Raw genomic sequence first — 24403 nt, 5'->3', positions numbered from 1 at the left:
GCGCGACGCCGCCCGCGGCGCCTCGGAGACGGGCGACCGGGTGCCGCTGTCGCCCGAGGCGCTGCGCGGGCTGCCGGGACAGGGCGGCGACGCCGGCGGCTCCGCGGGGAGCGACGGCCGTGCCGGCGACGCGGGGGCCGCGGGCGACGCGCCCGACTTCCGGAGCGGGGGGGAGGCGCTGCTGCTGGCGCGCGGGCTGGCGAACGCGATGGCCGGCGACCCCGGCCGGGCCGCCCTCGTCCACGACCTGGTGAGCCCGACGCGGGCGGCGTCGCTGCTGCGCCTCTAGGCGCCGGGCGGCCCACCCGGGTCACGAACACGGCGTGTCGCGACGGCGGCACGCCGTTTTCCGTGTCGGCGCCACCGTGACCGACATCCCGCCGCCCGCGCCGCCCGACGGGGCCCCCGACTGGGCCGCCGTCCAGTCCGAGGTGGTGGAGCACCTCCAGCGGCTGATCCGCATCGTGACCGTCAACCCGCCGGGGAACGAGCTGGCGGCGGCGCGCTACCTCGACGGGGTGCTGACGGCGGCCGGGATCGAGTCGCGGGTGCTCGAGCCGGCACCGGGGCGCGGGGCGGTGGTGGCGCGGCTGCGCGGGACCGGCGAGCGCGCGCCCGTGCTCCTGCTGGCGCACACCGACGTCGTCGGCGTCGAGGCGGCGCAGTGGTCGGTCGAGCCGTTCGGGGGCGTGGTGCGGGACGGGTACGTCTACGGCCGCGGCGCGATCGACGACAAGGGGATGCTGGCGGCGAACCTCGTCACGATGCTGCTGCTGCGCCGGCACGTGGCGGCGGGGGGGACGCTGCGGCGCGACGTGGTGCTGGTCGCCAACGCCGACGAGGAGGCGGGCGGGGAGCTGGGGATGGCGTGGCTGCTGGCGCACCACCCGGAGCTCGTGCGCGCCGAGTTCGCGCTCAACGAGGGCGGGCGGACGCGGGTGGTGCGCGGGCGGCCGCTGTACGTCGCGGTGCAGACCGCGGAGAAGGTGCCGCACGTCGTCACGGTGACCGCGCGCGGCGACGGCGGGCACGCCTCGGTGCCGCTGCCGGGGAACCCGGTGTTCCGCCTGGGGCGCGCGCTGGCGGCGATCGGCGGGTGGCGCGCGCCGACGGCCGTGACGCCGACGACGCGCCGCTTCTTCGCCGAGCTGGCGCGCGTGTGGCCGGAGCGCGCGGAGGCGCGTGCCATGGCCGACGTGGCCGCGTCGGACCCGGCGCGCGTGCGGCGCGGGGCGGCGGCGCTGCGGCGCGTGCCGACGTTCGACGCGCTGCTGCGCGCGGGGGTGTCGGCGGTGATGACGCGCGGGGGGATCCGCACCAACGTCATCCCGACCGAGGCGACGGCGACGCTCGACGTGCGCACGCTGCCCGGGCAGTCGATCGACGCGCTGGTGGCGCGGCTGCGGCGCGTGGTGGACGACCCGCGCGTCGAGATCGCGGTCGCCGAGCGCGGACGCGACGCGCCGTCGTCCGACCACGCGTCGCCGATGTTCCGCGCGATCGCCGAGGCGGCGCGCGCGCTCGACCCGCGGCTGGTGACGGTGCCGTACCTGAGCACGGGGGCGACCGACAGCGCGCAGCTGCGCGCGTGGGGGGTGCCGACGTTCGGCGTGCTGCCGTTCCCGCTGACGCAGGACGACGAGGACCGGATGCACGGGCACGACGAGCGGGTACCCGTCGAGGCGCTACTGTTCGGGACGCGGCTGATCTACGAGGCGGTGCGGCGCGTCGCCGTCGCCTGACACACGGGGGCGGGCGCCGCGGGCTGCGGGCTGCGGGTTCGAGATCCGCAGCCCGCAGCCCGCGGCGCCCGCGGCGCCCGCCACGAGGAGACCTGTATGCCTACCGCCATCGTCACCGGCGCTTCCCGCGGGATCGGCCGCGCCATCGCGCGTCGCCTCGCCGACACGCACGAGATCGTCGCGGTCGCGCGCGATGGCGAGGCGTTGCGCCTGCTCGCCGAGGAGATCGCCAGCACGGGGGGCGCGTGCCGGCCGGTCGCGCTCGACGTTACCGACGGCGACGCGGTCGCGCGCGCGCTCGGCGGACTCGAGGCGGACGTGCTGGTGAACAACGCCGGCGTCGGCGTGCTGAAGCCGTTCCTCGAGCTGTCGCCGGAGGAGTGGCGGCGCATGGTGGACGTCAACTTCACCGCGCTGTTCCACGTCACGCGCGCGGTGCTGCCGGGGATGGTGGCGCGCGAGCTCGGCGACGTCGTGATCGTCGGGTCGATCGCGGGGCGGAGCGCGTTCGTGGGCGGGACGTGCTACGCGGCGACCAAGCACGCGGTGCTGGGGTTCGCCGAGTCGCTGATGCTGGAGGTGCGCGACGCGGGGGTGCGGGTGTCCGTCGTGAGCCCGGGCTCGGTGGCGACCGACTTCTCGCCGCCGAAGGACCGGGGCGGGGTGGACTGGCAGCTGCGGCCGGAGGACGTGGCGGAGTCGGTCGCGCACGTCGTCGCGGCGCCGCGCGGGGTGCTGGTGCACCGGGTCGAGGTGCGGGCGCTGTCGCCGAAGCGGCCGCGGTGACGGGGCGCGGGAGGCGGCCCGGTAACCCGTAAGCCTCGGGCTCGTCTAGTGTTCGGGCGATCCGCGCTCCAGATTCCGCCCGGCCCCTGGTGCCGGCCTGTGCCGCAGCTCCCGTCCCGCTCCGCGTGCCCGCTCCCCACCGTGCCGAGCCCGACCTGTTCCAGGCCTCGCTGACGCCGCCGGCGCCGCGCGAGGTCGAGGTCACGCCGTACTTCGAGCGCGCGTCGCCGACCGAGCGCACGATGGCCAAGGTTGCCGACGAGGCCGCCGCGACGGCGCAGCTGGCGCTGCGCGAGCTGGCCGCGGTGCGCGAGATCGCCCGCGCCCTGCACACGGCCGACCGGCTGGAGGAGCTCTACCAGTTCGCGCTGGAGCGGGTGACCCCGCTCCTCGGGGCGTCCTTCGCGTCGGTGTACGTGCGCGAGGGGCACGACGAGACGATGCGCCTCGCCGCCGCCCACAACTGGCCCGAGCGCTTCGTGGCCTGGATGGGGCAGGCGCGGATCCGGATCGGGATGGGGCCGAGCGGGGAGGCCGCCGCCGAGCGCCGCATGGTCGAGGTCCCCGACGTGTTCGCGGACCCGGCGCTGGCCGACTGGCAGGAGGTCGCGCGCGAGCTGGGGTTCCGGGCGCTGGTGGCGCTGCCGCTGGCGGCCAACGGGGCGCGGGGGACGGCGCCGCACGTGTTCGGGGCGATCGCCTTCTACTTCGCCGGCGAGAGCACGCTGGCCGACGACCAGCGCTGGCTGCTGCGCGTGGTGGCCGACCAGCTGGCGGCGGCCGCCGAGAAGGCGCACCTGATCGACGAGCTGCGGCGGGCCAACGCGGCGCTGGTGGAGAGCAACGCCGAGCTGGAGCGGCAGTACGTGGCGGTGCTCGAGGCGCGGCGGGTGAAGGACGAGTTCCTGGCCAACATGAGCCACGAGCTGCGCACCCCGCTGGCGGCGGTGCAGGGGTACGTCGGGCTGATGCTCGACGAGCTCTCGGGGCCGCTGACGGCGGCGCAGCGCGAGGACCTGGTGCGCGTGCGGGGCGCGGGGGGGCGGCTGCTCGACCTCATCGACAACCTGCTGGAGCTGACGACGCTCAAGCGCGGCGGGCTGGAGGTGCACGTCGAGGAGTGCGACCCGCGGGCGCCGCTGCAGGACGCGATCGCGCAGACGCCGGGGCGGCCGCCGACGGTGACGCTGCGGGTCGAGGAGCCGACGACGATGCTCCCGCCCCTGCGCAGCGACCGCAAGAAAATCGCGAAGCTCCTCGTTAGCTTGCTGGCGAACGCATACAAGTTCACCCCGGCGGGCGAGGTGGTCGCCGCGGTGGAGGTGCGCGACGGGCGGGTGGCGTACCGGGTGCAGGACACCGGGATCGGCATCCCGAGCGACGCGCAGCAGATGGTGTTCGACGAGTTCCGGCAGGTGGACGGCTCGGCGGTGCGGAAGTACGGGGGCTCGGGCCTCGGCCTGGCGCTGGCGCGGCGGATCGCGCGGCTGCTGGGGGGCGACGTCGACCTGACGTCGGCGGTGGGGGAGGGATCGACCTTCACCGTGGAGCTCCCCCTCGACTTCGAGCCGCCGGTGGATCCGCGCAGCGCGCTCGAGACGCCGCACCTGGGCGTCCCGGTGGTGCCGCGGCGGGTCTGAGGCGCCGCCCCCCGCGTCCGGGACCGTCCCCGCCCGTCCCGATCCGCCGCCCCGCGGCCCCCCGATGAACTACCAGCTCGGACGCACCCTGCAGGAGACGTTCACCACCCTCCCGCCGGAGGAGGTGCTGGCGGCGGCCAAGCGCTTCTTCGCGCGGCGGCAGGGGATCTACGCCGCCTTCGTCGAGAAGGAGGGGCCGACCTTCGTGAACCTGCGCGGGCAGGGGGGCGAGGAGGTGCTGATCGGGGTGCTGGCCGCCGAGCGCGGGACGCGGGTGACCGGGTCGACGTACATCTTCGACCAGCAGGTGGCGCGCTTCTTCGCCACGCTGCCGCCCTACCCGGCGGAGGACCGCGCCGACGGGGCCGTCGAGGCGACGGGGACGGAGGCGGCGTCGTGACGCCCCCGTTCGTGACCACGCTGCGCAGCCGCGGCGAGGAGATCCGGCTGGGCGCCGACGACGCGTCGCCGCGCTGGACGGTGCGGGTGCAGGTGGCCGAGGTGTGGGACGCGGTGCGCGTGAGCGCGCCGCCCACCGAGCCGGTGCTGGCGGTGAAGGTCGCGGCGCTGGCCGCGCTCCTCCCCGACGCGGCGTACCACGACGACCACGTGCTGAAGCTGGGGGGGATCGAGGTGCTCGACGAGAACGCGTCGCTGGCCGACGCGGGCGCGCGCGACGGCTCGATCTTCCTGCTGTCGTACCGGCGCCGCCGCCCCATCCGCTGACGCGCGCGCCCGCCGGCGCCCCGGTCCCCATGTCGTCCCCCGCCCAGCCGCCCGCCCCCGCGCTCGCCCTCGTGTCGCACGCCGACTGCGGGCGGCACGACACCGGGTGGGAGCACCCCGAGCACGTGGGGCGGCTGCGCGCCGTGCTGCGCGCGGTGGGGCGCGACCCGGCGCTGTTCGAGGCGCTGCAGCACGTCGAGGCGCGCCACGCGACGCCCGAGGCGCTCGCGCTCGGCCACGACCCGGGGTACGTCGCGTCGGTGCGCGCCATCGCCGAGCGCGGGGGCGGGCGGCTCGACGCCGACACGGTGGTGAGCGAGGGGTCGTGGGACGCCGGCACCGCGGGCGCGGGCGCGGCGCTCGACGCGCTCGACCTGGTGATGGCGGGGACCGCGCGGCGCGCCTTCGCCGCCGTGCGCCCGCCGGGGCACCACGCGCTGCGCGACTCGGGGATGGGGTTCTGCCTGTTCGGGAACGTCGCGCTGGCGGCGCTGCACGCGCGCGCGCGCTACGGGCTGGAGCGCGTCCTGGTGGTCGACTGGGACGTGCACCACGGCAACGGCACGCAGGCGATCGTGCAGCACGACCCGGGCGTCCGCTTCGTGTCGATGCACCAGTGGCCGTGGTACCCGGGCACCGGCGCCGCCGACGACCGCGGGCCGCACCGCAGCGTGTGGAACGTGCCGATGCCGCCGGCGCTGGCGCGCGCGCGCTACGTCGAGGCGCTGGAGCGCGCCGTCGACGACGCGACCGACGGCTGGGTCCCGGAGCTGCTCATCGTCTCCGCCGGCTTCGACTGCCTGGCCGGCGACCCGCTGGGCGGGTTCACGCTCGAGATGGAGGACGTCGACCGCCTCACGCGGTCGTTCGTGGCGCGCGCGGAGGCGTGGTGCGGCGGGCGCCTCGTGAGCGCGCTCGAGGGCGGCTACGCGCCCGACCGGGTGGGGGAGGCGTGCGTGACGCACCTGCACGCGCTGGTGCCCGCGGGGGCGGCGCGGTGAGCGCGCTGCCGCACGTCTCGCCGGCGGTGCTCCGCCTGGTGCAGGAGCTGGTGCTCGGCCGCTGGCGCGCGGCCGGCGAGGAGCTGTACCGCGAGGTCGGCTCGCTGCTGCAGGTCGAGGCGGGGCAGGAGGTGCTGGTGTGCGGGTGCGGCGACGGGACGACGTGCGAGTGGCTGGCCGAGCGCACCGGCGCCGCCGTCACCGGCGTCGACCCCGACCCCGACCGGATCGAGGAGGCGGACGAGCGGGCGCGCGAGCTGCTGGACGCGGGGACGCCGCTGCCGCTCTCGTTCCAGCAGGCGCCGCTCGACGACCTGCCGCACGAGACGGCGGTGTTCGACGCGGTGGTGGGCGAGCCGATGCTGGCGGCCGCCGCGGACCCCGAGCGCGCGGTGGCCGAGCTGGCGCGCGTGGTGAAGCCGATGGGCGCGGTGGTGCTGCTGCAGCTCACCTGGAGCTCGGACATCTCGACCGCCGCGCGCGGGCTGCTGGTCGAGCGGCTGGGGATGCGCCCGCAGCTGCTGGTCGAGTGGAAGCAGATGCTGCGCGACGCGGGGGTGGTCGACCTGCAGGTGCAGGACTGGACCGACGAGGCGGCGGAGGGCGCGTCGGAGGGGGAGGCGCCGCAGCTGACGCTGTCGCAGAAGGTGCAGATCGTCGGGCGCGCGTTCCGGCGGCGCGGGTGGCGGCAGGCGCTCGACGCGCTCGGGCGCGAGGAGTCGCTGCTGCGCGAGCTGTCGCGCGAGCGGGCGGTGGGCTTCCAGGTGATCCGCGGCGTGAAGTGGCCGCACGCGAGGGGGACGTGACGGCGGCCGCCACCCCCGAGTTGCCGGCGCCGAAGGCGGCCGGCTCGCGCGTCCCCTTCTCGATGTGGCGCGCGCCCGACGGCACGGTGCGCCGCGACCTCGCGGTCTCGGAGCTGGCGCGCGTCGTCCGGGCCGGGGAGGGGACGCTGTGGGTGGACGTCGACAGCTCGCAGCGGTCGCAGCACGCGCTGCTGGAGAAGGTGTTCGGCTTCCACCCGCTGACGATCGAGGACACGCTCAACCCGCAGAGCCGCGTCAAGTACGAGGAGCACCCCGGCTACCTGTTCGTCGTCGCGCGCGGCGTGCGCTTCTGCGAGGACACGTCGGACCCGTACGACATCGAGACGCTGAACCTCTACGCGTACCTGGGGCCGTGCTGGGTCGTGACGGTGCACGGCGAGGGGGCGACGGCGGTGGACGCGGTGAAGGCGCGGGCGGAGGCGTCGCCGGACGCGCTGGCGCGCGGCCCCGCGCGGCTGATGCACGCGGTGCTCGACGAGGCGGTCGACGAGTTCTTCCCGATCCTCGACCGCATCGACGAGTTCCTCGACGGGCTGGAGGAGCGCGTGTTCGTGCAGTTCGACCAGGCGGCGCTGCGCGACATCTTCTCGGTGAAGCGGCTGGTGCTGCAGCTGCGGCGGCACCTGGCGCCGCAGCGCGAGGTGCTGAACCAGCTCACCAACCGCCCGAACGAGCTGTTGCCCGCCTCGGCGCAGCTGTACTTTCGCGACGTGTACGACCACGTCCTGCGCATCAACGACTCGATCGACGCCTACCGCGAGCTCCTGTCGAGCACCCTGGACAGCTACCTGTCGCAGGTGTCGAACCGGCTCGGGCAGTCGTCGAAGGCGCTGGCGGTGGTGGCGACCGTGACGCTGCCGTTCGTGATCGTGAGCGGGATGTGGGGGATGAACTTCGACCGCGTGCCGCTGGCGCACCACCCGCACGGCTTCTGGCTGCTGCTGGGCGCGCAGCTGCTGATCGCGGCGGTGATCCTGGCGGCGCTGCGGTGGCGCCGGATCATCTGATGGGCGGCGCCGCGCGCCCCGAGCCGACGGAGCTCCCGTCGTCGACGACGGTCGAGTACCCGGTCGCGCGCCCGACCGCCGAGTACCCGGTGGCCGCGGAGTCGCTGCGCCCGACGCCGTCGGCGGGCCGCCCGGTCGCGGGGCGCGCGCCGCGCGTCGGGCTGCGGCTGTACGGCATCGTCGCCACCGAGATCGACCCGCACGAGCCGCCGCCCCCCGCCGCGCCGGACACGGAGCTGGTGGCCTACCGCGACGTGGCGGCGGTGGTGGAGCCGGCGCCGTACGTCGCCGAGCCGGTGGGGGCGGTGGCGCTGGAGCGGCACCGCGCGGTGGTGGACGGCGTGTTCGCGCGGCGCACGGTGGTGCCGGCGCCGCCGGGCACCGTGTTCCGCTCGCACGAGGCGCTGGCCGGGTGGCTGGAGCTGCACTACTTCACGCTCGCCGAGGCGCTGAGCTTCCTCGACGACCGCGTGGTGGCGCGGGTGACGGCGTCGCGGGCGGACGACGCGGCGTCGGCCCGCGCGACGCCGCTGCACCTCGACCAGGACGGGGCGGCGGGCGACGAGCGCGCGCTGGGCGACGCGGTGCTCACCGAGGCGGCCGAGCCGTTCCGCGAGCTGCGGCGCGAGGCGGTGTCGATGCTGGTGCTGCGCGCCGAGGAGCTGGGCGAGCCGCACGCGGCGTACGCGTCGTTCCTGGTGGAGCGGACGCGCTGGGCGCAGTTCGAGCAGGCGCTGGCGCGCGAGGGGCAGCGGCACGCCGGGCTGGCGCTGCAGCTGACCGGCCCGTGGCCGCCGTACGACTTCGTGCGCATGCAGTTCCGCGGCTGACCGGCGAACGACCCGCGCCCACCCCCGAGCGATGTTCTGTCCCGACTGCGGCACCTGGACGCGCGCGAGCCTGCCGCGCTGCACGCGCTGCGACGGCGTGCTCCCCGAGCTGGGCGCGCGCCCGGCGGAGGAGCCGCCCGACGAGGCGCTGACGGCGCTGCGCCGCGCCACCGGCAACCGGCTGCGCGTGGAGCGGCGGCTGGGGAGCGGCGGGATGGCGAGCGTGTTCCTGGCGCGCCACGCGGTGCTCGACACGCCGCTGGCGGTGAAGGTCCTGCACCCGCACCTCGCCCGCGAGCCCGAGATGCGCACGCGCTTCCGCCGCGAGGCCGAGGCGGCGGCGCGGCTGCGCCACCCGCACGTGGTGCCGATCACCGACTACGGGTGGGGGCCGGGGGTCGAGTACCTGGTGATGCCGTTCCTTGCCGGCGGCTCGCTGGCCGACGCGATGGCGGGGCGCCGCACGGTGGCCCCCGACCGCGCGGCGGCGGTGGCGGCGCAGGCGGCGCAGGGGCTCGACTACGCGCACCGCCACGGCATCGTGCACCGCGACGTGAAGCCCGACAACGTGCTGTTCGACGACGACGGGCACGCGGTGGTGACCGACTTCGGGATCGCCAGCGCGCGCTTCCACGCCCGCATGACGGCCACCGGCCGCGCGATGGGGACGCCGCACTACATGAGCCCCGAGCAGGCGATGGGGCGGCTCCTCGACGGGCGCAGCGACGTGTACGCGATCGGCGTGCTGCTGTACGAGATGCTGTCGGGCGATCCGCCGTTCGACGGGGCCGACTCGTACGCGGTCGGCTACAAGCACGTGCACGAGGCGCCGCTCCCGATCGAGGTCGCGTCGCCGGGCGTCCCGCCGGCGCTGGCGGCGATCGTCATGCGCTGCCTCGCCAAGAGCCCCGAGGAGCGCTTCCAGCGCGCCAACGACCTCTCCGACGCGCTGCTCGGCTTCCTGGTCGACCGGGGGGCGCCGGAGCTGCGGACCGCCTGGCGCGCGCGGCGCGGGCCGACGACGCCGGTGCGCGCCCGCTGACACCCGGGCTGCGGGCTGCGGGCTGCGGTTCAGATCCGCATCCCGCAGTCCGCAGCGCCCGGCGCAACCTTCCCGAGCCACACGATGACGCCCCGCCTCACGCTCCGCACCGAGATCGTCCCCGTCCACACCACCCACCCGTTCGTGATCGCGCGCGGCGGGGCGAGCGAGTGGCGCACCGTGACCGTGCGCGTGCGCGACGCCGACGGGGCCGAGGGGTGGGGGGAGGCGGCGCCGAGCCGGTTCTACGGGGAGACGCCGGAGAGCGTGGTGGCCGCGGTGGCGCGCTTCCAGGACGTGCTGGGAGACCTCGACCCGTGGGCGCTCGAGGACGCGGAGGCGCGCATGCACGCGGCGCTGCGCTTCAACGGCGCCGCCAAGACGGGCGTCAGCGCGGCGCTGCACGACCTGGCCGCCAAGCGGCTCGGCGTGCCGCTGTACCGGCTCTGGGGGCTCGACCCGGCGCGCGCGCCGCTCTCCAGCTTCACCATCGCGATCGCCGAGGACGACGACGTGCTGCGGTCGCGCGTGGCCGAGGCGGCGCAGTACCCGGTACTCAAGGTCAAGCTCGGGAGCCCCAAGGGGCTGGCGCGCGACGAACGGATCATCCGGATCGTGCGCGAGGCGGCGCCCGACAAGGTGCTGCGCGTCGACGCCAACGCGGCGTGGACGGCCAAGGGCGCGCTGCAGATCGGCGAGCTACTGGCGGCGCTCGGCGTCGAGTTCATCGAGCAGCCGCTGCCGCCGCACGACCTCGACGGGCTGCGCTTCGTGCGCGACCGCTCGCCGCTCCCGATCGTGGCCGACGAGTCGTGCGTCGTGGCCAGCGACGTCCCGCGGCTCGCCGGCGTCGTGGACGGGGTGAACCTCAAGCTGGCCAAGTGCGGCGGGCTGCGCGAGGCGATGCGGCTGATCGCGACCGCGCGGTCGCACGGGATGCTGGTGATGGCCGGCTGCATGATCGAGACGAGCCTCGGCATCTCGGCGGCCGCGCATCTCGCGCCGCTGCTCGACTGCGCGGACCTCGACGGCGCGGCGCTGCTGTCGGACGACCCGTACGCGGGCGCGACGATCGCCGACGGCGTGATCCGACTGTCGGACGGGCCCGGGCTCGGGGTGACCCGGCGGTGACCCGCGCGCGCGCCGTCGCGTCGCTCCTCGCGCTGCACGCGGCGGGCGCCGCGGCGGGGTGCGCGCAGGTGCCGGCGGACCGCGCGCCGGCGGTCCGCGCGCTCGCGGCCGCGGTGCGGCTCGTGCCCGGGTGGGCCGTCGACACCGCGGCGAGGGTCGGCGACTACACCGGCGGCAACGCCGCGAACCCGGTCCCCGCGGTGCTCGCGCCCTGGCGCGCGTACCTGGCCGACCGCCCCGACTCGCTGCACGCGAGCCCGCACTGGAGCGCCGCCGAGCAGCGCGCGATGCCCGCGGGCGCGGAGTACGACCTCACGCGCGGGTACGTGTTCCAGGACGCGGACTGGTCCGCCGGGACGTCGATCTCGGTCCTCGACGTGGTGCCGGACGCCGACTCGTCGGCGTGGACCGTCCGCACCCTCTTCGCGCGGGTCGACTCGGCGACGCGCGACGTGCGGCCGCTCGCGATCGTGCGCACGCGCGTGGTGCGCGAGGGCGGGCGGTGGGTGCTGGCCAGCCCGATGCCGGCGGCGCTCCGCGGGTGGCGGCGCGAGTCGGTGGGGCGGCTGCGATACGTGCTCGCGCCGGGCCACGCGTTCGACCGGGCGCGGGCGGCGCGCGCGGCGGCGCTCGTGGACTCGCTCGCGCGGGCGTTCGCGGTCGCGCCCCCCGACTCGATCACGTACCTGGTCGCGTCCTCGCCCGACGAGGCGCAGCGCGCGCTGGGCCTCGAGTGGGCGCTGCCGACCCCGGGGCGGGCCTACGCGCCCAACCGCTTCCTCTACTCGGCGAACCCCGCGCTCGGCGAGTTCTACGCGCACGAGCTGGCGCACGTGGTGCTGGCGCCGGCGGTGCGCGAGACGACGCCGGGGATGGCCGTCGAGGGGATCGCGACCTGGGTCGGCGGCTCGATGGGGCGCGACTTCCGCGCGCTGATGCGCGAGTGGGGCGCGTTCCTCCGCGCGCGGCCGGCGGTCACGCCGACCGGCATCGCGCGTGGCGCCTACGACTTCGACGGCGGCTGGCGCGCCACGGGGGCGATCCTGTTCGCGATGGTGCACGAGCGCGGCGGGATGCCCGCGGTGCGCGCGCTGCTGGACGACCTGGCGCGCCCGCGGCCCGCCTCGGACAACTACGTCCGGCAGAACGAGGTCGTGCTCGACGCGTCGGCCCGCGCGCTCGGGATGACGCGCGACCGCCTGGACGCGGCGGTGCGCGACCGCGCGCTGCGGTACGCCGACGGGCGGTGAGGGGCGCCGGGGGGCGGGGCGGGTTACCCTTCGGGTGTGTCCCGCCCGCCGTCCGCCCCGCCGCTCGCCGAAGTCGCGCTCCCGCTCCCGCTCTTCCGCACCTTCACGTACGCCGCGCCCGAGGCGCCGCGCCACGCGCTGGTGCCGGGGACGCGCGTCGTGGTGCCGTTCCACGGGCGGACGGAGATCGGCGTCTGCCTCGGCCCGGGCGACCCGGCCACGCTGGTCGGGAAGGGGGGCAGGCCGGTCGTGCCGAAGGCGATCCTCGACGTCCCGGACGCCGAGCCGGCCGTCACGCCGTCGCTGCTGGCGATCTGCCGCTGGATCGCCGACTACTACGTCGTGCCGCTCGGCGTCGCGCTGCGCTGCGCGCTCCCGAACGCGCTCACCGGCGCCGACGCGCCCACGCCGACGCAGCGCACGCACCGGGTGGCCACGCTGGCGCGGCACGTCGAGTCGCTGCTCCACCGCGAGCGCATCTTCGCGCGGGCGCCGCAGCAGCGCGCGCTCTACGAGCTGCTGGAGGCCAACGGCGGCCGCGCCCCCGTCGGGCAGCTGCTCGAGCAGCTCCGCTTCTCGCCGTCGGTGCTCAAGGGGCTCGTCGCGCGCGGCTTCGCGACGGTCGACGACGAGGTGGTGGCGCGCGACCCGTTCGCCGGGCGCGCGGCCGCGGCGGCGGCGCGGCACCGCCCGACGGCCGAGCAGCAGGCGGCGGTGGAGGCGATGGCGGGCGGCGGGGCGGGGGAGACCTTCCTGCTCCACGGCGTCACCGGGAGCGGCAAGACGCTCGTCTACATCGAGCTGCTGCGGCGCGTGGTCGAGGAGCGCGGGCGGTCGGCGATCGTGCTCGTCCCCGAGATCGCGCTGACGCCGCAGACGGTCGACCGCTTCCGCGCGGCGTTCGGCGACAGGATCGCGGTGCTGCACTCGGCGCTCTCCGACGGCGAGCGGTACGACGCCTGGCTGGCGCTCCGGCGCGGCGAGAAGCGCATCGCGGTCGGCGCGCGGTCGGCGGTGTTCGCGCCGCTCGAGGACCTGGGCGCGATCGTCGTCGACGAGGAGCACGAGTCGAGCTACAAGCAGGGGGAGTCGCCGCGCTACCACGCGCGCGAGGTGGCGATCGTGCGCGCGCGCGCCGCCGGGGCGGTGGTGGTGCTCGGCAGCGCGACGCCGAGCCTGGAGAGCTGGGCCAACGCGACCGTCGGGAAGTACCGGCTGCTCACCCTCCCCGCGCGCGTCGGCGGGGCGCGGCTGCCGCGGGTGGACGTGGTGGACCTGCGCGTCGGGCAGGGGCGCCCGCGCCCCGGCGACGCGCCGCGATCGCCGGTCGACCAGGTGCTCTCGGCGCCGCTGCAGAAGGCGCTCGCCGAGACGCTGGAGAAGGAGGAGCAGAGCATCCTGCTGCTCAACCGCCGCGGCTACTCGGCGTTCGTGCAGTGCGGCGAGTGCGGCGACGTGACCACGTGCCCCAACTGCTCGATCTCGCTCACGTACCACCGCGCCCCCGAGCGGCTGGTCTGCCACTACTGCCAGCACCAGGAGGCGCCGCGCGACCGGTGCGCGCGCTGCCGCGGCGAGACGCTGCGCCAGCGCGGGCTCGGCACGCAGCAGGTGGAGCGGATCCTCGCCGAGCGCTACCCGGCGGCGCGCATCGCCCGCATGGACGTGGACACGACGGGGGCGAAGTGGGCGCACGCCGAGATCCTCGACCGCGTGGGGCGCGGCGAGGTGGACGTGTTGCTCGGCACGCAGATGATCGCCAAGGGGCTCGACTTCCCGAACGTGACGCTCGTCGGGGTCATCGACGCCGACACGGGGATCAACCTCCCCGACTTCCGGGCGTCGGAGCGGTGCTTCCAGCTCCTCAGCCAGGTCGCCGGGCGCGCAGGGCGCGGGCCCAAGGGCGGGCAGGTGCTCATCCAGACGCGGCTCCCCACGCACCACGCGGTGCGGTGCGCGCTGGCGCACGACTACCACGGCTTCGTGCGCGAGGAGGCGACGGGGCGCGAGTCGCCGGCGTACCCGCCGCTGGTGCGGCTGGCGAACGTGGTGGTGAGCGGGCTGCGCGAGGACGCGACGCAGGCGCTGGCCGACCGGGCGGCGGGCTGGGTGCGCGCGCTCATGGCGCGCCGGGGCGCGGCGGGGGTGACGCTCATCGGCCCGGCCCCGTGCCCGGTGGAGCGGGTGAAGCAGCGCTGGCGGTGGCACTTCCTGCTCAAGGCCGAGCAGCCGGGGGAGCTGACGCGAGTCGCCCGCTACTTCGTGCAGCGCTTCGAGGTCCCCAAGCAGCACGGGCTGCGGGTGGCGCTCGACCGGGACCCGGTGGCGCTGCTCTGACGGGCGGGGCCGTGGGGATGCTTGTACCGCCCCCACCGGCCCGGCGAGATTCGACCCGTGCCCACCTTCCGCCACCCGCCCTTCGACGCGCCGCCCCTGCGCGGGGCGCCCGACGCCCGGTTCGTCCCGGCCCCCGCCGACGGGGTGCTTCCCGAGGGGTTCTTCCCGACCACCAACCTGCCGACCTACGTCCGCGTCGACGGCGCGTGGCGGCTGCCGCGCGAGCCGCGGATGGACGCGGTGCTGGTGCTCGACGCCGGTGGGGAGCTGTGGGCCCGCGAGGGGCGCCGCGTGCGCGCCGGGGAGCGGGTGGTCGTCGGGAGCGCGGAGGACGGCGCCGATGGGGTGTTCGTGCACGCGCGCGCCTTCCTGGGCGACGAGGCGGCGCACGGCGAGTTCCAGTTCATGACCAGCGAGGTCTCCCGCGAGAAGCCGATCGACTACGGCGTCATGGCGCGCCTGCTGGTGGACGAGCGCGCGCGCGGCGGCTACCCCGTGTGGGTGGCGGGGCCGGCGCTGGTGCACTCGCGGGCGCGCGCCGACATGACCTGGTTCGTGCGCAACGGCTTCGTGGGCGCCTTCCTCGCCGGGAACGCGGTCGCGGTGCACGACATCGAGGCGTCGATCTTCGGCACGACGCTCGGCATGACCGGCACCGGGCAGGCGAGCGCGGGCGGGCACGGGCTGCACGTGCGCGCCATCAACCGCGTGCGCGCCGCCGGCTCGATCGCCGACGCGGTGCGGGACGGGACGATCCGCGACGGCATCATGCACGCGCTGGTCGAGATGGGGATCCCGTTCGTGCTGTGCGGCTCGATCCGCGACGACGGGCCGCTGCCCGACGTGGTGACCGACGCCCTGGCGGCGCAGGACGCGATGCGCGCGCACACCACGCGGGCCACCATGGCCGTGCTGGTGGCGACGGCGCTGCACGCGATCGCCACCGGCAACATGCTCCCCGCCTTCGTGATGGAGGACCGGGCGACGGGGCGCCCGACGGCGCACCCGCGCGGCGCCGGGCCGGACGAGTGGCCGTCGCTGCGCGAGCTGCCGACCATCTGCGTGGACTCCTCGGAATTCGTCGTGAGCAAGCTCAAGGACCGCGGGACGCACCAGGCGTTCGGCGTCGTGACCAACGCGCAGGACTTCCTGCACATCCTGCGGCTGTACGTCGAGCGCGAGATCGAGTCGCGCGGGGCGGCCGCGTGAGCGCCGCCGACGCGGGGCACGCCCGCCCGACGTTCGGCGTCGCGCGCCTGGCCGAGGAGACCCGGGAGCGCTTCCTGCGCGAGGTGCTGACGCGCGTGCCGCTGGCGCGGCTGGTCGAGCTGCACCTGTTCGCCCCGATCCGGCAGGGCGGGATCGAGAGCGGGGTGGCGGTGCTGGCGGCGACGCCGGCGCCGGCCGAGCTGCCACCCGACGTGACCGTCGACGCGCCGGCCGAAGTGCCACAGGCCGAAGCGACGCCCGACGCGGTCGCCGACGCGGCGGTGGAGGACGGCCTTCGCCCCTCGCCGGCCGACGACGTCCCCGACGCCGACCCGACCGAGGCCGCCGCCGGCGACGCGCCCGACGAGGCGACGGACGACGAGCCGGCCGCCGAGCCGGCCGCCGAGGCGGTCCCGCAGACGCTGCCGCAGGAGGTCCACGAGGTCTCGTCGGACCGCGAGCCCGCGTCCACCGCGCCGCACGCGCCGCCGCGCCGCCACACGGTGTTCACGGCGCGCTACCGCCTGCTGCTCAAGGGCCCCGACCGCGGGAAGTGGGACGTCGAGGTGCGCGAGGAGGCCGACGCGCCGCTGGTGACGGTGGAGGCGGTCGTGCGCGGCGTGCAGCAGCGCTCGGGCGACGCCGCCGACCCCGAGCGCTTCGACGCCCACGCGATCGCTCGGGCGCTCGGGCTCCCGCTTCCGGGCTCGGCGTAGCCGCGCGACCTGGCGCGGCTACCGGATGGTGTAGGACCGCGACCGCTCGCGCGCACACCCCGACCCTGGTTGCCGGCGACCCGAGCGCCGAGCGCCGGGCGCCGAGCGCGGCGTCATCCTCGGCGCTCGGCGCCCGGCGCTCGGGTCGCGCTCCGCCGGCGCCGCGGGGACCGCGCCGAGCGCCGCCCATCCCCGGAGGCGAAGCGGTCTAGCGAGGCGGCTGCTCGCCCGGGATCGGCGTGGTGTCGCGCACGAAGCGGCGGCGCCCGTCGTCCCCGGCCAGCAGCGCGCCGCGCAGCTGCACCAGGATCGTGTCGCCGCGCACCTCGCCCTCCATCACGCGGTCGGCGACGCGCGAGTCGCCGGCGTCCACCGCGCGCAGCCGCAGCCGCGTCCCCTCGAGCGTCCCGAGCACGCCGTACTGCTCCGCCGTGGGCAGCCGGTACGCCCCGGTGACCTCGGCCAGCCCGTTCGCGCGCGCGTCGACCCACAGGCGCAGCGCCTCGGGCCCCTGCGGCCCCGCCGACACGTAGCGTCCGTCGAACGGGTCGCGGTCGGTGGCGCGCACCGACAGCGCGATCGACTGCACCGGCACGTACGCGCCGAACACGCCGATCCCGCCGTCCAGCCGGTTGATCAGCCCCGAGCCCGTGAACGGGCTGTTCGTCGAGCGGTAGTAGTCGAAGAAGTTCGTGTCCACCGCGGCGACGTTCACCCACTGCGTGAAGCCGGCCTGGAAGACGCGCGGCAGCCGGTCGGCGAACACGTTGCGCAGCTCGCCCGTCAGCGTGGCGCTCGCCGAGTCGGTGAAGAGGAAGAAGGCGCCATACGGCGACTCGACGCGCACCAGGTAGCTGCGCGCGCCCGGGACCGGGTCCCACTGCAGCCGCAGCGTGTCGCGGTCGCGCAGGAAGTTGCGCGTGCGCGCGGGGGGCGCGAACGGCGTCCCGGCGCCGCCCGGCACCGTCGTCGCGCCCTGCACGACCGTCCCCTCCTGCGTGACGACGCGGAGCGTGAGGCGCGCCCCCGGCGCGACGCGCACCCCGGCGCGCCCGCCCGGGAAGTTCGGCCCCGCCGCGACGTTGCCGAAGCGGTAGACGCCCGTGCCGCGCAGCGGCGTGCCGGTCTGCGACTCGACGGCGACGGCGGTGGCGCCGGTCGCGTCGGTGACCTCGACGCGCGCGCCCGTCACCGGCACGCCGCCCCCCGAGCGGATCGGGTCGAAGGGGTCCGAGGCGACGTCGGGGTCGGTCACCGTCACGCGCCCCGACAGCGTGCGCTCCACCAGCACGAACTGCTCGAACACGGCGGGATTCGCCACCGCGTGCACGACGGTGCGCTCGACGCCGGGCGCGATCGCCTGCTCGCCGAAGGTACAGCCGCCGAGCGCGACCAGCGCCGCGGCGGCCCGCCGGACGCGCGCGCGCGCCGTCAGAACTCCACCGCCAGCCCCACGCTCGGCAGGAGCGGGAACTGCGACACGGCCTGCCGCGTGGGCGGCTGCGCGGCGTAGTCGAAGGTGTACACGAAGGTGTTGCGGCGGTTGTACGCGTTCACCAGCGAGAGCGACGGCGTCCACGTCGTCGCGCCGCGCCGGAAGGCGCGCGAGACGCCGAGGTCGAGCCGGTGGAACACGGGATAGCGCCCGGCGTTCCGCGGGCCGCCCAGCGCCTCGGGCTCGCGGCCGCGCGTGCCGGTGTCCCACGTGTTGCGCATCCCGTCGTACACGCGCCGCACCAGCTGCCCCTCGATGTCGGTGAACGGCGTGCCGCTCCCGAAGCCGAAGCGCGCGCTCGCCGTCCACGCGCGCGGCAGCCGCCACGTGCCCACCACGTTCAGGTTGTGCCGGCGGTCCTGCGCCGGCCAGAACGCCCCGGTGCGGAGGAAGGTCGCCCCCGACGCGGTGGGCGCGCCCGCCGCCGGAGAGCGCACGCTCACCGCGTAGCCGTACGCGACCCACCCGCCGACCGTGCCCCCCTCCAGCCGGCGCAGCAGCACGTCCACGCCGTAGGCGTGCCCGGCGAGCGCGTTGAACTCGTCGCCGCGCACCGCCGGGTCGTCGCCGTCGTTGGGCTCGGGGATGTCGGCGAAGCGCTCCCCCCACCCCTCGACGCGCACGAAGCTGCGCACGCCCGCCCACCGCTCGGCGCCCAGCACGAGATGGGTGGCGCGGCTCGGGCGGATCCAGCGGTCGGCGCCGACCCAGAAGTCGAAGATGCGCACCGGCACGTCCTCGTTGCGCACGGCGTGCACGGGCTGCGTGTACTGCCCGCCGGCGAGCGTGATCGCGAGGTCCGGGGTGGCGAACCAGCGCACCGACGCGCGCGGCGACAGCGCCCCCCAGTTCGCCTGCGGCACCGCCTCCACCCGCGCGCCGACGCGCGCCAGCAGCCGTGGGTGCGGGCGCCACGTGTCGTCGACGTAGGCGGCGAGCACCGTCGGCGACTGCCGCAGCCGGAAGAGCGCGGCCGCCGACGCGTCGCTGCCGGCGTCGTACGCCACGCGCATCGCCGACGCCTCCCACCCGAGGAGCGCCGAGTGCGCGCCGCCGAACGCGCCGTACGCCGCCAGCTGCCCCGCGGCGCGCGCCTCCAGCACGCGGTTGTCGAAGCGCACCGTCCCCTCGCCCAGGTCGAGCGTGGTCGCGAAGCGCGTCACCGAGGCGCGCTGCACGAGCAGCGCGCTGTCGGCGCCGACGAGCCGTCCCGCCGCGCCGACCGGCTGCCGCCACGTCAGCCCCGCCAGCGCGTTCCCCCACGTGAACGCGAAGTCGCCGCCGCCCGCGCGCGCCGAGTCGCCGAACTGCGCGAAGCTCCCGTCGAGGACGTCCGCGCCGGCGTACGCGGTGAGCGCCAGCGTGCCGCCGCCGGCGAGCCGGTGGAGCACGTGCAGCTGCGCGTCCTGGAAGTGGTAGGGGAGCGAGCGGTCCGACAGCGCGCCCACCAGCGCGTCGAGGTAGGTGCGGCGCCCGGCGACGTTCCACGACGTGCGCGCCCGTCCGTCGGCGGTGGCGCCGAGCGCGCCGCCCGCCGCGCCGCTGGTGGAGAGCAGCGACACCTGCGCGGCGCCGTGCACGCCGCGCCGCTCCTCCGCCCTGGGGCGGACGTCGAGGACGCTGGAGAGGCGGCCGCCGTACTCCGCCGCGAAGCCGCCCACCGACAGGTCGACGCCGGCCACCGCCTGGTCGACGAAGGTGCCGAACAGCCCCCCGAGGTGGAACGGGTTGTAGACCGGGATCCCGTCGAGCAGGACGAGGTTCTGGTCGCTCTCGCCGCCGCGCACGTTGTAGCCGGCGCTGTAGTCGTTGCGCGCCACGACGCCGGCCATCAGCTGGGCGGCGCGCAGCACGTCCGGCTCCCCGACCGCCGGGAGCGCGCGCACCGCCTGCCCGGTCAGCGTCACCCGCCCGACCTCGGGGACGGCGTCGAAGCGCGCCCGCTCGCCCGCCCGCTCGCGCGACTCGACGGCGGCCAGCGCCTGCGGCGCCGGGTCGAGCACGAGCCGGAGCACCGCGGTGTCGCGCGGCAGCAGCTCCACCTCGCGCGCCAGCGGGCGGTGGCCGAGGGCGCGCGCCCGCACCACGACGCGGCCCGTGGGCAGCCCGCCGGCGGCGAAGGAGCCGTCGTCGGCCGACAGGGTGCGCGCCAGCACCCGCGTGGTGTCGGGGCCGGGGCGGGCGACCGTGACCACGGCGCGGGGCAGGGGCGCGCCCCCCGAGAGGACCACCCCGCGGAGCGCGCCCTGGGCGGCCAGCGGGGACGCGACGGCGGCGAGGAGGGGTAAAACGACGGATGCGCGGAACGCCACGGGGAGAAGATACTTCCCGGGGTCGCCGCGCACCGGCGATACTTCGGGACCCCACCCCTCCCATGGACACCTCCTCCGTCGGCTTCGCGGTCGCCTTCACCGCCGGGCTCCTGAGCTTCCTCTCGCCCTGCGTGCTGCCGCTCATCCCGAGCTACGTCACGTTCATCACGGGGCTGAGCCTGGACGACGCGCAGCAGGCGCGCCGCTCCGCGCTCGTCCACGCGCTGCTCTTCGTGCTCGGGTTCTCGCTGATCTTCATCGCCCTCGGCGCCGGCGCGACCGCGCTCGGGCGGGTGCTGATCGCCTACCGCGGCGCGATCACCAAGGTCGGCGGCGTGCTGATCGTGATCTTCGGCCTGTACCTGCTCGGCGTGTTCAACGTCGGGCTGCTGGCCCGCGAGCGGCGGATGCACCTCGCCGACAAGCCCGCGGGGTACCTCGGCACGGTGCTGGTCGGGATCGCCTTCGGCGCGGGGTGGACGCCCTGCATCGGCCCGATCCTCGGCGCGATCCTGACGTACAACATGAGCAACGCCGACCTGTCGCACGGTACGGCGCTGCTGGCCGCCTACTCGCTCGGGCTCGCGGTGCCGTTCGTCGTCTCGGCGCTCGCGCTGCGGCGGTTCTTCGACTTCTTCACGCGCGTGCGCGGCAAGCTGCTGGTGCTGTCGCGCGCGTCGGGGGCGCTGCTGGTGCTCGTGGGCGTGCTGATGGTGACCAACCAGTTCACGCGGCTCGCCACGCGCCTGCAGGCGCTGACCCCCGACGCGATCGTCAACCGGATCTAGGCGGCGCCGGCGGTCCACTCGCGCAGCCCGCGCAGCAGCGCGGCCGCGGGCACGGGCTTGGACATCACGGCGCGGCACCCGGCGGCGAGGCAGCGCGCCTCGGTCAGCGCGTCGTCGTGCCCGGTGAGGGCGACCGTGGCCCGCGGCGCCGCGCCGTCGGCGGTCAGCGCGCGCAGCACCTCCAGTCCGTCGCCGTCCGGCAGGGTCAGGTCGAGCAGCAGCACGTCGGGCCGCTCGGCGCGCGCGGCGTCGATCGCCTCGCGCACGCTCCCCGCGGTGACCACGCGGTGCCCCGTCTCGACCAGCAGGATCCCGAGCGCCTCGGTGACCAGCGGGCTGTCGTCCACCAGCAGCACCAGCGGCTCGGCCATCGGCGCGGTCACGCCTCGCCGTCGCCGGCGCCGCCGTCGAACGGGATCGTGAAGTAGAAGCGGCTCCCCTCGGCCAGCGCGCTCTCCACCCAGATGCGGCCGCCGTGCAGCTCGACGAGCTTGCGGGCGATGGCGAGGCCGAGCCCCGTCCCGTGGTGCTGCCGCGAGGTGGAGGCGTCGACCTGGGCGAACTCGCGGAAGACGAGCTCGTGGTGCTCGGGGGCGATGCCGATCCCGGTGTCGCCCACCTCGACCAGCAGCTCGCGCGCGGCCCGCGCCCCCTCGCGCTCGCGGGCGAGGATCCAGACGCGCCCGCCCGCCGGCGTGAAGTGGATCGCGTTGCCGACGAGGTTCCCGAGGACGTGCGTCAGCTTCTCGCGGTCGGCGTGCAGCGTCGGCAGCGCCTCGGGGATCTCCGCGGACAGGACGAGCCCCTTCTTGGCCGCCAGCGGCTGGTTGAGCGTCATCAGCTGCTCGACCACCGTGGCCAGCGAGAACTCGGTCGGCGCCAGCATCAGCTGGTCGGCGGCGCCGCGCGCGTACGTGAGGATCTCGCCGACCATCTGCAGCAGCTGGTGGCCGCCCTTGATGATCCCCTGCACGCTGGTGCGCTGCCGCTCCGACAGGTCGCCCAGGATCCCGTCGCGCAGGATCTCGGCGTGGGTGATGATCGCCGTGAGCGGGGTGCGCAGGTCGTGCGAGATGTTCGCCAGGAACTGCGTCTTCAGGCGGTCCCGCGCCTGCAGCTCGGCGATGAGACGGGCGGCCTCGCCGGTCTGGGCCTCGAGGAGCGCGAGCCGCGCCTCGAGCATGTCCGGCATCCCGGGCTCGGCGGCCCCCCCCGCCGGCGTGCGCGACGGGTCGAACGTGTGCGGGCCCGAGGCGGAGGACAGCGGCGTCATGGGAGGCAAACTACTGGTTGTCCCCCGGGGCTGCCACCGCGCCCCGTCCGCCTCCGTGGGCGAGCTCGGCGGTATCCTCGGCGGCCTCGGCCGCCTCGACGTCGGCCTCCAGCCGCTGGCGCCGCACGATCGCCGCGTAGCGTCCGCCGAGGGCGACCAGCTCGTCGTGGCGCCCGCGCTCGACCACCCGGCCGCCGTCGAGCACCAGGATCGCGGTCGCGTCGCGCACGGCGCTGATGCGGTGCGACGCGATGATCGTGGTGCGCCCGGCCAGGGCGGTGCGCAGCGCCTGGAGGATTGCCGCCTCGGTCTGCGTGTCGACCGCCGACAGCGCGTCGTCGAGCAGCACCACGCCCGGGCGCCGCGCGAGCGCGCGCGCGATCGCGGCGCGCTGCTTCTGCCCGCCCGAGAGGTTCACCCCGCGCTCGCCGAGCATCGTGCCGTAGCCCGACGGGAAGCCGTCCACCGTCTCGGCGAGCTGCGCGACGTCGGCCGCCCACCGCACCACGGGGTCGGGGTCGGACACCCCGCTCGTCGCCTCCTCGGCCAGCGTCACGGCTGCCGGCTCCTCGCGCGCGCCGTCCATGCCGTAGGCGATGTTGGCGCCCACCGTGTCGCTGAACAGCAGGCTCTCCTGCGGCACGAAGCCGATCGCGCGGCGCAGCGCGTCGATCGGCAGCGCCCGCAGCGGCGCGCCGTCGAGCAGGATCTCCCCCTCCTGCGGGTCCCAGAGCCGCGGCACCAGCTCGAGCAGCGCCGTCTTGCCGCTGCCGACCGCGCCGACGACGCCGAGCGTGTCGCCCGGCTCCAGCACGAACGACACGTGGCGCAGCGCCCAGCGCGGCTCCGTCCCCGGCGTGGGCGGGAAGTGGAAGCCGACGTCGCGGAACTCCAGGCGGCGCCCGGTGCGCCCCTCGGGGAGCGGCGGGAGCGCGGCGGGCGCCGGCGCGTCGACCACCGACGCGCGCGTGTCGAGCACCTCGACGATGCGCGCCATCGAGGCGGCGCCGCGCTGGAAGAGGTTCGTCACCCAGCCGAGCGCGATCATCGGCCAGGTGAGCATGCCGAGATAGAGCCCGAAGGCGACGAACGCGCCGACCGTGATCGCGCCGCGCAGCACGAGCGCGCCGCCGAGGCCGAGCACCACGACGCCGCCGAGCCCCGCGAGCAGCCCGAACGACGGGTTCATGATCCCGTTGAGCCGCGCGAGCGCCATGTTGCGCGCCACGTACTCCGCGTTCGCCTCCGCGAAGCGCGCCTCCTCGGCGGCCTCCTGGCGGTAGGCGCGCACGACGCGCGTCCCCGACAGGTTCTCCTGCACGCGCGTGGTCATCGCGCCGAAGTGCGACTGCACCGCCTCGAAGCGGTCGTGCACGAGGCGGCCGAGGCGGATCATCACCACCGGGAGCAGCGCCATCGGCAGCAGCGCGAGCCCCGTGAGGCGCGCGTCGATGCGCAGCATGAACGCGAGCGCGAACGCGCCGCCGGCGACGGTGTTGGTGAGGTACATGATCGCCGGGCCCGCGGCCATGCGCACGGCGCTCAGGTCGTTGGTCAGGCGCGCCATCAGCTCGCCCGTGCGCCACGGCGCGAGCGCCGCCGCGTCGAGCGTCAGCAGGTGGCCGAACACGGCGTCGCGCAGGTCGGTCTCGACCTCGCGGCTGATGCCGTTCATGATCTCGCGCATCCAGAAGCGCCCCACGCCGCCGACCAGCGAGAGGGCGATCATGGCGCCGGCGAGCTGCCACAGGCGCACGGCCGGGGCGCCCTCGCGCAGGGCGTCGATCGCGCTGCGCAGCAGCCACGGGACGACGCTGCCCAGCGCCGCCGACGTGACGACCAGGGCCAGCCCCACCCCCAGCCGTGTGCGGTAGGGCACAAGGAACGGGAGAACGCGGCGCAATGCGGCCGAGGCTGGCATCGCCCTTGCCCCCTGGGCGGGTAGATTGCCGCCGCGGCCGCCGCCGGACCCGGCCGTGCTCACGCCGGCACTCGCCGCGCGCCGACGGGTAGGATCATGGCGCGCACCCGCCTCCCGTCCCCCTCTCCACCCCGGAGTCGTCGCATGTCGGAATATACCCGTCGCCGTGTCCCGCTCGTGCTCGCGCTGGCCGCCGTCGCGTCGGCCGCCGCCTGCGGCGGCAGCGAGAAGACCGACGCCGCGCTGCAGGACTCGGCCCTCGCGCGCGACCTCGCGCTGGCCAACCAGGACAGCGCCGCGCAGCCCGCGCTGACCGACGTCCCGGACGCCGACCCGGCGCCGGCGCCCGGCGCCGCGGCGGCCGCCTGGC

21 protein-coding genes and 2 pseudogenes are annotated in these 24403 nt (G+C 76.3%); 18 read left to right on the top strand and 5 right to left on the bottom strand.

From position 1 onward, the window contains the following. The 16 genes and pseudogenes from PYV61_RS04375 to PYV61_RS04300 form a co-directional block, all read left to right on the top strand. Window positions 1-289 (top strand): annotated as a pseudogene (locus tag PYV61_RS04375) (hypothetical protein); the annotation flags it as partial. Window positions 290-365: 76 nt separating this feature from the next. Then, complete coding sequence (locus tag PYV61_RS04370; protein WP_275828719.1) at window positions 366-1742, top strand: M20/M25/M40 family metallo-hydrolase; 1377 nt, start codon at window positions 366-368, stop codon at window positions 1740-1742. Between the two features lie 96 nt (window positions 1743-1838). Continuing rightward, entirely contained in the window at window positions 1839-2528 is a 690-nt protein-coding gene (locus tag PYV61_RS04365; RefSeq protein WP_275828717.1) for an SDR family oxidoreductase, read from the top strand. Window positions 2529-2653: 125 nt separating this feature from the next. Further along, on the top strand, window positions 2654-4168 hold the full coding sequence (locus PYV61_RS04360) for a GAF domain-containing sensor histidine kinase (RefSeq protein WP_275828715.1): 1515 nt from the start codon (window positions 2654-2656) through the stop codon (window positions 4166-4168). Window positions 4169-4232: 64 nt separating this feature from the next. After that, window positions 4233-4568, top strand: coding sequence for a hypothetical protein (locus PYV61_RS04355; RefSeq protein WP_275828713.1), 336 nt, complete (start codon window positions 4233-4235; stop codon window positions 4566-4568). Next, window positions 4565-4894 (top strand): hypothetical protein, encoded by a 330-nt coding sequence (locus PYV61_RS04350; RefSeq protein WP_275828711.1) that lies wholly within the window; start codon window positions 4565-4567, stop codon window positions 4892-4894. Before PYV61_RS04355 ends, PYV61_RS04350 begins: the two co-directional genes overlap by 4 nt. A 29-nt stretch (window positions 4895-4923) precedes the next feature. Further along, a complete protein-coding gene (locus PYV61_RS04345) occupies window positions 4924-5895 on the top strand; it encodes a histone deacetylase (RefSeq protein WP_275828709.1) in 972 nt (323 codons plus the stop codon). After that, a complete protein-coding gene (locus PYV61_RS04340) occupies window positions 5892-6701 on the top strand; it encodes a methyltransferase domain-containing protein (RefSeq protein WP_275828707.1) in 810 nt (269 codons plus the stop codon). Before PYV61_RS04345 ends, PYV61_RS04340 begins: the two co-directional genes overlap by 4 nt. After that, window positions 6698-7729, top strand: coding sequence for a magnesium transporter CorA family protein (locus PYV61_RS04335; RefSeq protein ID WP_275828705.1), 1032 nt, complete (start codon window positions 6698-6700; stop codon window positions 7727-7729). Before PYV61_RS04340 ends, PYV61_RS04335 begins: the two co-directional genes overlap by 4 nt. Continuing rightward, the gene (locus tag PYV61_RS04330) at window positions 7729-8559 is read left to right on the top strand and encodes a GvpL/GvpF family gas vesicle protein (RefSeq protein ID WP_275828703.1); all 831 of its coding nucleotides are present in this window, start codon (window positions 7729-7731) and stop codon (window positions 8557-8559) included. The genes PYV61_RS04335 and PYV61_RS04330 overlap by 1 nt, the downstream gene beginning before the upstream one ends. 31 nt (window positions 8560-8590) lie before the next feature. Next, the gene (locus tag PYV61_RS04325; protein WP_275828702.1) at window positions 8591-9601 is read left to right on the top strand and encodes a serine/threonine-protein kinase; all 1011 of its coding nucleotides are present in this window, start codon (window positions 8591-8593) and stop codon (window positions 9599-9601) included. Between the two features lie 84 nt (window positions 9602-9685). Next, entirely contained in the window at window positions 9686-10732 is a 1047-nt protein-coding gene (locus PYV61_RS04320) for a dipeptide epimerase (RefSeq protein ID WP_275828700.1), read from the top strand. Next, the gene (locus PYV61_RS04315; RefSeq protein WP_275828698.1) at window positions 10729-11982 is read left to right on the top strand and encodes a hypothetical protein; all 1254 of its coding nucleotides are present in this window, start codon (window positions 10729-10731) and stop codon (window positions 11980-11982) included. Before PYV61_RS04320 ends, PYV61_RS04315 begins: the two co-directional genes overlap by 4 nt. Window positions 11983-12018: 36 nt before the next feature. Next, window positions 12019-14319, top strand: a complete 2301-nt coding sequence (priA, locus tag PYV61_RS04310) for a primosomal protein N' (RefSeq protein WP_275828696.1) — start codon at window positions 12019-12021, stop codon at window positions 14317-14319. A gap of 57 nt (window positions 14320-14376) precedes the next feature. Beyond that, window positions 14377-15528, top strand: coding sequence for a hypothetical protein (locus PYV61_RS04305; RefSeq protein ID WP_275828694.1), 1152 nt, complete (start codon window positions 14377-14379; stop codon window positions 15526-15528). Next, window positions 15525-16244 (top strand): hypothetical protein, encoded by a 720-nt coding sequence (locus PYV61_RS04300; RefSeq protein ID WP_275828692.1) that lies wholly within the window; start codon window positions 15525-15527, stop codon window positions 16242-16244. Before PYV61_RS04305 ends, PYV61_RS04300 begins: the two co-directional genes overlap by 4 nt. A gap of 208 nt (window positions 16245-16452) precedes the next feature. On the opposite strand, the gene PYV61_RS04295 is transcribed toward PYV61_RS04300, so the two are convergent. Then, window positions 16453-17565, bottom strand: coding sequence for a hypothetical protein (locus PYV61_RS04295; RefSeq protein WP_275828690.1), 1113 nt, complete (start codon window positions 17563-17565; stop codon window positions 16453-16455). Window positions 17566-17675: 110 nt separating this feature from the next. Continuing rightward, window positions 17676-20051, bottom strand: a complete 2376-nt coding sequence (locus tag PYV61_RS04290) for a TonB-dependent receptor (RefSeq protein ID WP_275828688.1) — start codon at window positions 20049-20051, stop codon at window positions 17676-17678. Between the two features lie 62 nt (window positions 20052-20113). Between PYV61_RS04290 and PYV61_RS04285 the strand changes: the two genes are divergently transcribed. Further along, on the top strand, window positions 20114-20839 hold the full coding sequence (locus tag PYV61_RS04285; RefSeq protein WP_275828686.1) for a cytochrome c biogenesis protein CcdA: 726 nt from the start codon (window positions 20114-20116) through the stop codon (window positions 20837-20839). Here PYV61_RS04285 and PYV61_RS04280 read toward each other — a convergent pair. From PYV61_RS04280 to PYV61_RS04270, 3 genes are read right to left on the bottom strand one after another with little or no spacing between them, the layout of a single operon-like run. After that, on the bottom strand, window positions 20836-21222 hold the full coding sequence (locus tag PYV61_RS04280) for a response regulator (RefSeq protein ID WP_275828684.1): 387 nt from the start codon (window positions 21220-21222) through the stop codon (window positions 20836-20838). The genes PYV61_RS04285 and PYV61_RS04280 overlap by 4 nt on opposite strands. Next, entirely contained in the window at window positions 21219-22112 is an 894-nt protein-coding gene (locus tag PYV61_RS04275; protein WP_275828681.1) for a HAMP domain-containing sensor histidine kinase, read from the bottom strand. The genes PYV61_RS04280 and PYV61_RS04275 overlap by 4 nt, the downstream gene beginning before the upstream one ends. A 10-nt stretch (window positions 22113-22122) precedes the next feature. Continuing rightward, window positions 22123-23991, bottom strand: a complete 1869-nt coding sequence (locus PYV61_RS04270) for an ABC transporter ATP-binding protein (RefSeq protein ID WP_275828679.1) — start codon at window positions 23989-23991, stop codon at window positions 22123-22125. A 186-nt stretch (window positions 23992-24177) separates the two neighbouring features. Between PYV61_RS04270 and PYV61_RS04265 the strand changes: the two are divergent. Continuing rightward, window positions 24178-24403, top strand: a pseudogene (locus tag PYV61_RS04265) (hypothetical protein); the annotation flags it as partial.

The organism is Roseisolibacter sp. H3M3-2, assembly GCF_029211165.1.
In the GTDB taxonomy this organism is placed as follows: domain Bacteria; phylum Gemmatimonadota; class Gemmatimonadetes; order Gemmatimonadales; family Gemmatimonadaceae; genus Roseisolibacter.
This window is presented reverse-complemented; position numbering and strand designations above follow the sequence as displayed.

Coding starts and splice junctions, on each gene's coding strand:
- PYV61_RS04275 (WP_275828681.1), bottom strand. CDS start 22,112: ATGACGCCGCTGTCCTCCGCCTCGGGCCCGCACACGTTCGACCCGTCG.
- PYV61_RS04320 (WP_275828700.1), top strand. CDS start 9,686: ATGACGCCCCGCCTCACGCTCCGCACCGAGATCGTCCCCGTCCACACC.
- PYV61_RS04330 (WP_275828703.1), top strand. CDS start 7,729: ATGGGCGGCGCCGCGCGCCCCGAGCCGACGGAGCTCCCGTCGTCGACG.
- PYV61_RS04355 (WP_275828713.1), top strand. CDS start 4,233: ATGAACTACCAGCTCGGACGCACCCTGCAGGAGACGTTCACCACCCTC.
- PYV61_RS04345 (WP_275828709.1), top strand. CDS start 4,924: ATGTCGTCCCCCGCCCAGCCGCCCGCCCCCGCGCTCGCCCTCGTGTCG.
- PYV61_RS04325 (WP_275828702.1), top strand. CDS start 8,591: ATGTTCTGTCCCGACTGCGGCACCTGGACGCGCGCGAGCCTGCCGCGC.
- PYV61_RS04365 (WP_275828717.1), top strand. CDS start 1,839: ATGCCTACCGCCATCGTCACCGGCGCTTCCCGCGGGATCGGCCGCGCC.
- PYV61_RS04285 (WP_275828686.1), top strand. CDS start 20,114: ATGGACACCTCCTCCGTCGGCTTCGCGGTCGCCTTCACCGCCGGGCTC.